This window comes from Sorangium sp. So ce406 (genome assembly GCF_051474675.1).
In the GTDB taxonomy this organism is placed as follows: Bacteria; Myxococcota_A; Polyangia; order Polyangiales; family Polyangiaceae; genus Sorangium; species Sorangium cellulosum_G.
On record NZ_CP150340.1, the window covers coordinates 7,087,688 to 7,098,166 of the forward strand.

Annotated in this window: 12 protein-coding genes; 3 read left to right on the plus strand and 9 right to left on the minus strand. The window is 70.6% G+C overall.

The genetic code is table 11. From position 1 onward, the window contains the following. The first annotated feature begins 68 nt into the window (after positions 1 to 68). Entirely contained in the window at positions 69 to 2,120 is a 2,052-nt protein-coding gene (locus tag WME96_RS26140) for a serine hydrolase domain-containing protein (protein ID WP_437284315.1), read from the plus strand. Between the two features lie 329 nt (positions 2,121 to 2,449). Here the strand turns inward: WME96_RS26140 and WME96_RS26145 are convergent, their stop codons facing one another. From WME96_RS26145 to WME96_RS26175, 7 genes are all read right to left on the minus strand, one after another. Continuing rightward, positions 2,450 to 4,036 carry an SNF2-related protein gene (locus WME96_RS26145; protein WP_437284316.1) on the minus strand — a complete coding sequence of 529 codons (1,587 nt, stop codon included), beginning with the start codon at positions 4,034 to 4,036 and terminating at the stop codon, positions 2,450 to 2,452. A 305-nt stretch (positions 4,037 to 4,341) separates the two neighbouring features. Then, on the minus strand, positions 4,342 to 4,563 hold the full coding sequence (locus WME96_RS26150; protein ID WP_437284317.1) for a hypothetical protein: 222 nt from the start codon (positions 4,561 to 4,563) through the stop codon (positions 4,342 to 4,344). Then, on the minus strand, positions 4,560 to 4,799 hold the full coding sequence (locus tag WME96_RS26155) for a hypothetical protein (RefSeq protein WP_437284318.1): 240 nt from the start codon (positions 4,797 to 4,799) through the stop codon (positions 4,560 to 4,562). Before WME96_RS26155 ends, WME96_RS26150 begins: the two co-directional genes overlap by 4 nt. A 311-nt stretch (positions 4,800 to 5,110) precedes the next feature. Further along, on the minus strand, positions 5,111 to 5,566 hold the full coding sequence (locus WME96_RS26160) for a hypothetical protein (protein ID WP_437284319.1): 456 nt from the start codon (positions 5,564 to 5,566) through the stop codon (positions 5,111 to 5,113). A 251-nt stretch (positions 5,567 to 5,817) separates the two neighbouring features. Continuing rightward, the gene (locus WME96_RS26165) at positions 5,818 to 5,997 is read right to left on the minus strand and encodes a hypothetical protein (RefSeq protein ID WP_437284320.1); all 180 of its coding nucleotides are present in this window, start codon (positions 5,995 to 5,997) and stop codon (positions 5,818 to 5,820) included. Positions 5,998 to 6,001: 4 nt separating this feature from the next. Continuing rightward, positions 6,002 to 6,472, minus strand: coding sequence for a type II toxin-antitoxin system VapC family toxin (locus WME96_RS26170; RefSeq protein ID WP_437292355.1), 471 nt, complete (start codon positions 6,470 to 6,472; stop codon positions 6,002 to 6,004). A 136-nt stretch (positions 6,473 to 6,608) separates the two neighbouring features. Then, the gene (locus tag WME96_RS26175; RefSeq protein ID WP_437284321.1) at positions 6,609 to 6,800 is read right to left on the minus strand and encodes a DUF433 domain-containing protein; all 192 of its coding nucleotides are present in this window, start codon (positions 6,798 to 6,800) and stop codon (positions 6,609 to 6,611) included. Positions 6,801 to 6,850: 50 nt separating this feature from the next. Here WME96_RS26175 and WME96_RS26180 point away from each other — a divergent pair, with 50 nt between their 5' ends. Beyond that, positions 6,851 to 7,678 (plus strand): NAD-dependent epimerase/dehydratase family protein, encoded by an 828-nt coding sequence (locus WME96_RS26180; RefSeq protein WP_437284322.1) that lies wholly within the window; start codon positions 6,851 to 6,853, stop codon positions 7,676 to 7,678. A 160-nt stretch (positions 7,679 to 7,838) separates the two neighbouring features. Here the strand turns inward: WME96_RS26180 and WME96_RS26185 are convergent, their stop codons facing one another. Beyond that, entirely contained in the window at positions 7,839 to 8,663 is an 825-nt protein-coding gene (locus tag WME96_RS26185) for a hypothetical protein (RefSeq protein WP_437284323.1), read from the minus strand. Beyond that, complete coding sequence (locus tag WME96_RS26190; RefSeq protein WP_437284324.1) at positions 8,660 to 8,872, minus strand: hypothetical protein; 213 nt, start codon at positions 8,870 to 8,872, stop codon at positions 8,660 to 8,662. Before WME96_RS26190 ends, WME96_RS26185 begins: the two co-directional genes overlap by 4 nt. 1,146 nt (positions 8,873 to 10,018) lie before the next feature. Between WME96_RS26190 and WME96_RS26195 the strand changes: the two genes are divergently transcribed. Beyond that, positions 10,019 to 10,432 carry an LIC_13387 family protein gene (locus tag WME96_RS26195; RefSeq protein WP_437284325.1) on the plus strand — a complete coding sequence of 138 codons (414 nt, stop codon included), beginning with the start codon at positions 10,019 to 10,021 and terminating at the stop codon, positions 10,430 to 10,432. Positions 10,433 to 10,479: the final 47 nt, after the last annotated feature.

Consider the following 10,479-nt stretch of genomic DNA (forward strand, 5'->3'; position numbering starts at 1 on the left):
CGCGGCTCGGGGCCAGGGTCCACGCAACCCGCACCTCGCCGTGAAATGGCGATGGTACGGTGCTCGCCATGCGAGCTCTCACCTGCCTCTTCGCCTCGTCTCTCCTCGCCGCCTGTGGCTCGAGCGAGCCAGCCGCGGTCACGCCTGCGCCCATGCCCGCGACGGTCGTCTCCAGCGCGGCGGCGCCGCTCGCCCCGAGCGCGGCGCCGGTCACCCCGGGCCCGACCCTGGAGCGGCTCGCCGCCGACACGCCGAAGACGACCGTCGCCGGGAACACGTTCATCGCGCCCGCCGGGTGGGGCATCACCGTCCGCGAGCCGGCGACGATCCTCGAGCCGCCGGAGGGCGACTCGCATATCGCGATCGTCGACGTGAAGGCGAGCGACGCCGACGCGGCCGTCGCGGCGGCGTGGAAGGCGTACCGGCCCGACGCGAGGTGGCCTCTCAAGGTCGCCAACGACATGCCCGATAAGGACGGCTGGTCGAAGCGGCGCACGTACGTCTACCAGACGTCGCCGAACGAGCGCCGCGATGTCTTCGCCAGCACCATGCTCGCCGGCGGCACGTGGACGGTGGTGATCCACGACATGACCCAGCCTGTCGGCGAGAAGCGGGGCGGCCAGGTCACGGCGATCTTCGATCGGCTGCTGCCGAAGGGCCGCAAGCGTGAGTCGTTCGCGGGCAAGGCGGCCAACAAGCTCGATCAAGCGCGGATCGCCGCGCTCGGCGCGTTCGTCGAGGCCGCGCAGAAGCAGCTCGGCGTGCCCGGCGTCTCGGTCGGCCTCATCCAGGACGGCAAGGTCGTGTTCGCCGGCGGCTTCGGCGTGCGCGAGCTTGGCAAGAAGGCGCCTGTGGACGCCGACACGCGCTACATCATCGCGTCGAACACCAAGGCGCTGACGACCTTGATGCTCGCCAAGCTCGTCGACGAGAAGAAGCTCACGTGGGAGACGCCGGCGACGAACGCGCTCCCGAGCTTCAAGCTCGGTGACGCGGACACGACGAGGCGCGTGCAGGTCAAGCACCTCATCTGCGCGTGCACGGGCATGCCGCGGCAGGATCTGGAGTGGCTCTTGCAGTTCAAGGAGATCAAGCCTGAAGGCGCGATGGCGGTCCTCGGGACGATGCAGCCGACGAGCCAGTTCGGCGAGCTGTTCCAGTACTCCAACCTGCTCGCGGCGGCGGCCGGGTTCATCGGCGGCCACGTCGCATACCCGAAGCTCGATCTCGGCGCCGCGTACGACCGCGCGATGCAGGCGCTGGTGTTCGATCCGCTCGGGATGAAGGCGACCACGTTCGACTTCGCCCGCGCCCAGCAGGGCAACTCCGCGGTCGCGCACGCGCCCGACATCGACGGCAAGCCGGCGCTCGCGATCAACACCATCAACGACTCGATCATCCCGGTGCGCCCGGCGGGCGGCGGGTGGAGCACGGTCAATGACATGCTCAAGTACGTGATGATGGAGCTCGCCGAGGGCAAGCTCCCGAGCGGCGCGCAGTACATCTCCAAGGACGCGCTGCTCGCGCGGCGGGCGCCGCAGATCGCGATCGGCAACGACGCGACGTACGGGATGGGGCTGACGGTCGACCGCACCTACGGCGTGCCCGTCGTGCACCACGGCGGCGACATGATCGGTTACCACAGCGACATGCTGTGGCTGCCCGAGCACGGCGTCGGCGCGGTCATCTTGACCAACGGCGATCCGGGCTGGCTGATCCGCACGGTGTTTCGCCGCAAGCTGCTCGAGGCGCTGTTCGACGGCGAGCCGGAGGCGGACGCGCAGATCGCGGCGGAGGGCAAGAAATTCTTCGACGATCTCGCGGCCGAGCGCAAGCTGCTCACGGTGCCGGCCGACCCTGCGCACACCGGAAAGCTCGCGCCGCGCTACGCGAACGCGGCGCTCGGCGAGGTCGCGGTCACGCGGGCCGGCGCCGCGACGGTGTTCGATTTCGGCGACTGGAAGAGCGAGGTCGGATCGCGCAAGAACCCCGACGGCTCGATCTCGTTCCTGACGATCGTCCCCGGCCTTGTCGGGCTCGAGTTCGTGGTCGGCGCCGGGCCGAAGCGCACGCTCGTGCTCCGCGACGCACAGCACGAGTACGTGTTCGAGGAGCGCTGACCGGGCCCTGGCGTGCGGTCTCCGGTTATCTTTATCTTGCGCGACCGATGCGTGTGTGTCGTTCACTGCCGCTCGTTCTGGTCCTCGCCGCGTCCGGGTGCCGCGACTGCGCGCCGGATCCCTCGGCCGCGCTCCAGCCGGCGCCCGAGGCGCTCGCCTCGGCGCTCGCCGGCGCCGCGGCTCCGGCCGCTGCGTCGAGCGGCGCGGCCGTCGCCCCATCGCCTCGGACGGCCCGATCGCCTCGGGCGGCGCCGCGGCGCTCGCCCCCGCGCCCGGCGGCTCGATGGAACGGGAACGGGGACGACCACGGCTTCAGCGCGTGACGCGCCTCAATCGGCTCCGGCGAGCAGCCGCTCGATCTCGTGCATCGTCTCGACGTCATCGCCGACCATCGCCTTCATCGACTGGATCCTGCGGCACACGATCGCGGCGATCTTCTCTTCGACGGTACCGTCGGCGTAGGCCCAGTAGACCTGCGCAAAACGTCCATCGCGGTGACAGCGGCCCTCGATCTGCGCCATCTGGATCGCCGACCACCGCAGATCGTGGATCACCTCCGAGCGCGGAACCTCGTTGTGCTCGCCCTGGTGGAGCGAGATCCCTTCTTCCACGGTGAAGAGCACGACGCGCGGCTCGCCGCGCTGGAAGCGGAGGCGCTCGGCCTCCTTCTCGCCGGCCGGCATCGCGCCGTGGATCAGCGCGCACGCGACGCGCTCGCGGGCCAGCGCGGCCTGCACGGCCTCGAGCGTCTCCAGGAAGGCGACGGAGACCGCGACCTGATGCCCGTTGTCGAGCAGCTCCTGCACGAGCTCCACGGTGCCCGCCACGCGGATGAGCGAGCTCTTCTGCCGCAGGCGCAGCGTCGCGGCGAGCGCCGACCTCGGGTTCGCGCCCTTCGGCACGAGCTCCATCTCCCGGCGGAACGCGGTCCACGCCTGCGCGTAGAGCTCGCGCGCGGAGGCGTCGAGCTCGATGGGCGTGAGGATGCGGTTGATCTCGGGCCAGCCGGCCACGTCCTCCGGGCGGCGCCGCATCCCCACCGCGGGGCGGCCGTCGAACAGGAGCGCGCGCACCTTCTCGCAGTCCGCCGGATCGCCGCGCCAGTCCCACCTGCCGAACGCGCCGCGCGTGACCCCGAGCCCCTGGCCTTCGCACCACTGCTCGAAGTCCTTGAGATCCGCGGAGCGGCTCCCTGTCGCGCTCGCCAGGAGCGGCGCGAGATACGATAGCTCCAGCGGGTTCTGCCCCGCGGTGGCCGAGAGCCACAGCACGAACCCTGCGCGTGCGTTGAGCTTCACCGCGAGCTTGGAGCGCGCCGCCGCCGGGTTCTTGCAGCGGTGGCTCTCGTCCCAGATCACCACGTCGAACTCCGCGGCGCTGCCGGCGCGCGCGAGGCCCTTCTTCGATCGGATCCTCCGCCGCGCCTCCGGGGTCACCTCGAAGAGCTTGCCGAGCCGATCATAATTGATGATCACGATCTCTTTGCCTGCGTCGCCCATCGCCTGAACCGTGCGGCGCCAGTGCGCGACGACGGCGAGCGGGCAGACGATCAGCACCGTCGCGACGCCCGGCATCCGGAGGACCGCGTCCCAGGCGGTGATCGTCTTGCCGAGGCCGACGTCGTCGGCGAGGAGGAACCCGGCGCGCCTTTCGGCCTTCGCGGCCGCGATGGCCCGCACGCCGTCGAGCTGGTGCGGGCGGAGGACGATCGCCCCCGCGGGGGCGGCCGGCGCGGGCGCCGGGTCGTCGTTGAGCTCGCGCTCGATGCGTCGCTCCCACGAGTACGGCGCGGCGCGGAACGGCGCGAGGGCCGGCGGGAGCGTCTCTGCGCGAGCGACGAACACGCCGTGCTCCGCGTCCCAGCGCGCGCCGCTCGCGGACGCGACCGCGCGCATCGCGAACGGGACGTCGAGCACATGGGCTCGCTCCTGCGCCGCACGCGGGGCAGCGACCGCTGGAGCGGCCGCGCCGGGCGCTCTACGAGGGGCCGAGACCGTTCGCTTGGCGCGCATCGTCGTCATGACGGCCCTGATACCAGCGCGGCCGCGCGGTTGCGCAGGAATCGGCGCGAAGGCTCGGCGAGGCCTCCTTCTCGTCGGGCTCGAGCACCTCGACGCCCCCGCTCAGGGCCACGAGCTTGAAGCTTCTTGAGGAAGCCGGCAGTACTCACACGCGCCTTGGACGCGCCGCTGTACCGTCTCCCGCATATCATTCGAGAGCTTCACGAAGCCGCGCGTATCGTCCAGAACTCCTCGGCTTCGAGCTTGAGGAGGCTGAGCCTATCGTTCAAGCGGACGATCTCTGCGTATTCCCTTTGCTCGTCCGGGGTGAGCGCGCCTTCGGTGCTCTTCTGCGCGAGCTCCTCGACGCGCGGGGCCAGGTCTCTGCTGACGGCATCGAGCGCCGCCTCAAGCTGCTCGAGGGTTCGCCTTTCCAGCTTCATGTTTCGCCGTCGAACGCACGCTGTAGGTCCTCCGGCAGCGGCGCGTCGAAGTCATCGGAGATCTGAACCTTGCCCCGATCCATGCCAAGCGCTGCCCGCTTGTCGCGTGGCGCGGCCGCCTGCGAGGAGGTGATAAGAACGATCACCTCCGCTGGACCTTCTGGAAGGTCTGCGGGTACCTGCAGCTCTACCCGACGGTCTGCGGGGATGACGATGGCTATCTTGGCGGCTCGCACGGTGCTTCCTCCTGCTCCGTTACCGGCGATCTCAGTCTAGCGTCAGAGCTCCCCGGCGTCACGCGCGATGCCCGAGGCCGGCCGGTGCGCGCGGCCCGGACGAACACGTCCGGCAGGCGCCGGATCGACCCGGCGCGATGTGCCGGAACCTGCGCCTGAAAGACCCTACCCGGGTCTTTACCCGCCCAACGACTGCGGTTCTGCCGTGGGGCACCTGGGCCGCGCGCAGCGCGGCGCTGGTGCACCGCCGGCAGCAGCCGCCGAGTTGGGCCGCACCGTGCCGCGAGAGATCCGCCGGGATGGGCACAGGCTCAACCACCGTCGACCACGATCGGGACGAGGCCGGAAAGCTCGATCTGCGTGACGGTGGCAAATCGGATGCTTGAGAGGCAGACAAGGCGTGCAGCGCGACGAAGGACGGGGGGCGCCGCGGGCTCCAGCAGAGGGCGTACGGGTGCGGCGTCGAGGTAGTAGACCGTCTGTCCCCCGTAACCGGGGTCTGCATCAAAGGAGTAGAGGCCACAGGAAGCCTCGAGCGACGGGAGTGTCGGAGACGCCCCTGATGCGCGCAACCGAGCACTGACGACGGCCTCCGTGGTGAGGGGAGCGGATGCGAGGAACTCGTCGGCCGCCTCGACCGCTTGGTAGTCATCGAACACCGACGCAGGCCACGCCGCGTACGGTCCAGTGAAGACACCAAGCTGGGAATCTGCGTCGACGGCGAACCAACGCGCCAGAGTGCCTTCGATGTCCCATCGGGTAGTCATGCATTCACCTCCGCCCACCGTTCTCAGGCCCGAGCAGGGCAAGAGGATCTCGGGCGAGGATCACCTCTTGTTCGGCCGCAGGATCGTCGAGGCCGTGCGGGCTGCGAGGCGCCGTGTCGTGCTGTTAGCGGACTGGGCCGGCGACGGCGGCCGGGGCACGCCGGGCCAGGGCGGCGGCGAAGGCGGCGGCCGCTGGGGCGGGCTCGGCGTGTGCGGCGCGGCGTCCAAGGGGGGCGCCGGGCATCGCTTCGTCACGAGACTTTGCGAACGACCGTCACCTCGCGCGGTGGCAGGCGTACGATCTTCCGCCCGCTATTGGCCTCACGCGCCTTGAGCGCCTCGGCGAGCTTATCAACATCATAGTCGTGCTCCTTGGCGATGGCGTCGCGGGTAGCACGGACCTCGTCGATGATGGAATCGGAATAGCGCATGATGTTACTCCTCCACGAGCTCCAGAGGCGTGCAGATAATCGGAGGCTCGAAGCCACCAGCTCGGCAGATCTCCTCGATCTTGGGGCGCATCGTGGCGTTCGCGATGTGCGCGCAGTTCCAGGTGAGCAGGTAGCGCATGCCGTGCGCCGCGGAGAGCGCGATATGAACTGCATCGCCGGCTGCCTTGGACGGGAGGGCGGCGGCGAGAAGGAGCTGCCGGGCGAGACCGACAGCCTCCGGCGTGAGCTCCAGCAGCGGCAGGTCGCCGAGCGCCTGGAGCCGCAGCGCTGCCGCGCCGGGGTCGCCCGCCGAAGCTTCGTCGACCACGAGCTGCGAGACGTACAAGTCGTAGGCGTCGCGCCCTGCCCACCACTCGCCGGTCACCTCTTGATGCGCCGCTCGCACCAGATCGCGGCTCGGCCTGGCGGTCAGGTAGCTGACGATGCTGGTTTCCACGTAGACGCTCGGTTTCATGCACAGGCCTCGGGGATGAAGCTCGTGGATCGTACCGGCCCGCGGCAGACCAGGCAACGCTCGTTCGGCCACCCCAACCGACGAGCGAGCAGGCGGTCTGCATCGCCGCGAGGACAGCGGCATCATGAGATTGCGTTCAGGCGCCGCCCTCGCCCGCGGTGAGGATGTCGTCGATCGAGTCGCCGTCCGACAGCCTGGCGAGCAGCGTGCGGAGCGTGACCCGCGTCCCCTGGATGACCGGCGCGCCCCGAGGCGATGGCGGCGGGTGCTCGCGTGCAGGACCGGAGGACGAACGTGCGCGCCGATCGCGCATGCCCGCGCGCGACATTGTCCGCTTCTTCCAATTCCCGACCCGCGCGCGTCGCTAGCATCGCGGTCATGAAGATCCTCGTCACCGGAGCGACCGGAAAGGTCGGAAGCCGTCTCGCAAAGCGCCTCGCCCGCCGGGGCGATCATGTCCGCGCCCTCGTGCGCGATCCGAACCGCGCCGCCGAGCTGCGCGAGCACCAGGTCGAGATCGTGAAGGGCGATCTCCTCGACGAAGCCTCGCTCGCGCCCGCGGTGCGCGGCATCGACGCTGTCGTCCACTGCGCCGCCTTCTTCCGCGGCGCCACCCCGGAACAAGCGCACACCGTCAACGACCTCGGCACGCAACGACTCGCGGCCGCCGCCCGCGCCGCGAACGTGAAGCGCTTCGTCTTCACCAGCACCGGGTTGGTCTACGGACCGAGCGGCGGCCGCCTCGCCCGCGAGGGCGACGACTGCGCGCCGCCACCGGGCTACCCCGCGAGCAAGCTCGCCGCCGAACGCGCGCTCCTCGCCCTCGAGGGCCTCGATGTGCGCGTCCTCCGCCTCCCCTTCGTCTACGGCGACGGTGATCCGCACATCGAGGAAGCGATCCCGATGATGCGCGGCTGGCCGCCGTCGCAGCGCATGGCCGTGATTCATCACGCCGACGTCGCGCAGGCTGTCGCGCGCGTGCTCGACGCCGCATCGCCTTCGCACCGCATCTACAACGTGGTCGACGACGAAGCCCCCGACCTCGCCACCCTCTTCGCGTCGGTCGGCGCCCCACCGCCCGACGGCTCGGCCGGCGAAGCGGCCCGAGCCTTCGAGGTACTCCTGGACGGCCGCCGCATCCGCGAAGATCTCGGCTTCAAGCCCGAGTTCCCGCGCCTCCAGGATGCGATCGCGGCGGGCGCGTGATGTTCGCCAGTCGTCCAGGTAGGCGGACGCGCATGCCTCGACACGCGCGCCATCGACCATAGTCGGTCAACGAGCGCCCCGTGGCCGGGGACCGGACGCCGGGGGCGCGGCACGACGTGGAGGCGTGCGGCGGGGAGGAGCGGTGAGCGGAGACGAGCGGTCAGGGGATGTTGAAGAACTCCTGGCAACAGCCCTGCGTGAGGTGACACACCTCCCTGGGCGCGCCCTCACACGTCCCGACCTCGACGCCCTCGACGAGACACGAGCACATCGTCGTGCCGTCCTCGGACGGCCCGCACTTGACCTCGTGCTTCTTGGTGACGCACGTGGACGAACACGCGCACTCGTTGCCCTCCAGGCCGTGCGGGTATTCGCACTTCAGGTCGTAGCAACCGTGAGTGTCGACGCACGCGCCGTACGCGTCCTTCTCGTCCTGGCAGTGGGCGGGCAACCCCTCCTTGCAGGTGGAGGCTTCAGGCAGCCAGCACGTATAGTACGCGACGAGCTCGTCCTCGCACGCGGGGCGGGACAGCGGGACGACCACCACGCCACAGCTCTGGGCGCAGTCAAGATCCGGCGGATCGCAGCCGTACAGCTTGTGCGCCTCACAGATAGCCAAGCACGCCTGCATAGCGCTCGGGCCTTCCGCTTCGCCGCCGCCGCTGCCGCCGCTGCCGCCGCTGCCGCCGTCGCCGACCATGGTGGTCCCGGTGCTGCCGCCGCTGCCGCCGCTGCCGCCGTCGCCGACCATGGTGGTGCCGGTGCTGCCGCCGCTGCCGCCGTCGCCGACCATGGTGGTGCCGGTGCTGCCGCCGCTGCCGCCGCTGCCGCCGTCGCCGACCATGGTGGTGCCGGTGCTGCCGCCGCTGCCGCCGCTGCCGCCACCGCTGCTGCTCGGCCCGCCGCCGCTGTCACTGCACGCCACCACCAGCGTGGACAGGGCCATCATCGACACGAGCCAACCGGTGCGAAAGTCACATTTCATTGCAATCTCCTTGGCTTGTCATCGGTGCATTCGTCGCCATCGGCCACCTTGCCCACGAAGACCGTGGAGCACTCGGGGTGCGAGTCGAACAGAGCGTCGATATCGAAGAAGTCCGCACAAGTGTTCTTCAGTACGGCAATGTAGCGCGCGGCTTTCTCGTACTCCTGGACGGAGGGGGCCGAGTGGCCGGGCAGCTTTCCCGGTCCCATGGGGCGTGCCGCCCCCCGCCGCCTGCGACGCAGCTCCGGCGACGCTTGCGCGACGCGGAGCATGTCGGATGTGGATGCGAGACGAGCAGCCGATCCGTGATGGGAGCGGCGCCGTCACCTCGCTCGGCGTACACCCATCGACATCGCAACATCGCAACATCGCAACATCGCAACATCGCAACATCGCAACATCGCAACGAGACATCGCAACGAGCGTGCCACGGAGATCTGGCCTGTGACGCTCCGGCGCGACGAGGAGGCGCCCGTCCCGGCGGAGCGCGGGAGCGGTCGCCTCGTCGCGGCCGGGGCGCGGGCATCGGCGCGTGATGGCAGTCCTTGCCGCTTTTGCCTCCCGGGGGGCTGGCAAACCTTGCCATGAAGGCAACGCTTGCCATGCGCACGCCGGTCCAGGGCGAGTCCCACGGCGTGCTCGATCCCGGGGCGGCCGCGTCGGCCGTCCTGCGCACCGCCGTCGGCCGTCCTGCGCAAGCCTCGGCACCCTCCTGCGCGGCCCCGGCGCCCTCCTGTGCGGCCCCCGGCGCCCTCCTGTGCGGCCCCGGCGCCCTCCTGCGCACCGCCGTTGGTGTCCTATGCAACAGTCGCCGCCGTCCTACGCGGCCCCGTGCCCCTCCTGGGCGCCTCGATTGGTGTCCTTTGTTACAACCGTCCGGCTCCTGCGCAGCCCCGGTGGTCTCCTGCGCAGCCCCGATGGTCTCCTGCGCAGCCCCGATGGTCTCCTGCGCAGCCCCGGTGGTCTCCTGCGCAGCCCCGTCGCCGTCTCGGGTGCCTTTCTCCCTTCCGGCTCGCCATCTTCCGTTCCGTCGTCCTGCTACCCGAGCATCGGCCTCGTCGCGCTACACGCCGGGGTGACCGTGCGCGACAGCGAGATCGAGACGTCCGACGGTGGCCAGGGCGGCGACGGCGGCGAGCCCCAGCGAGGCGGACGGCGGGCTCTCGAGCGTCGGCGGCAAGGGGGCTGACGGATTGCCCGGCGGCGCGGAGGACGGGCGCGACGGCGGCCCAGCGCGGTCGGCCGGTGAGACCATTCGGTGCAGTAGTGAAATCTCCAGGGCCGTGCTCCAGGTCCGCACGGCAGCATGTGGAGCGCACCCGCCAGGGACCGGCGGCAAAGAAGCGAGGGCTGTCATGAGGTGCCGTGCACAGGTGCTGTTTCAGGTGGGCGTGTGGGCGTGGGTCGTCACCGGGATCGGGCACCTCGCGATCACCGCGCTGCTGCTCGGTCGCCCCGCGACGCCCGCCGCGGAGACCGCGGTCCTCGGCGCGACGCGGGCGCACCGGATGACCATGATGGGGCTGTCGCGCGACCTGCTCGGCCTCTTCAGGGGGTTCAGCGTGGCCATGGGCCTGGTGCTCGCGCTGCACGGCGCCGTCTGCGTGCTCGCCGCGCCCGCCCTCGCCGCGCTCCCTGGTGTCGTGGCGCTGAACGCGGCGGTGTCGCTGGCGCTGCTGGCCATCGCCGTCCGCGCGTTTCCGCCTCTGCCGATCGTGACCATGCTGGTCGCGACGGCGTCCTTCGGCGCGGCGCTCGTGGTGCGCTGAGCGTGCGGGCCGCGTCTACGGCGCGCGAGGCACCCAGCTGACCCTGC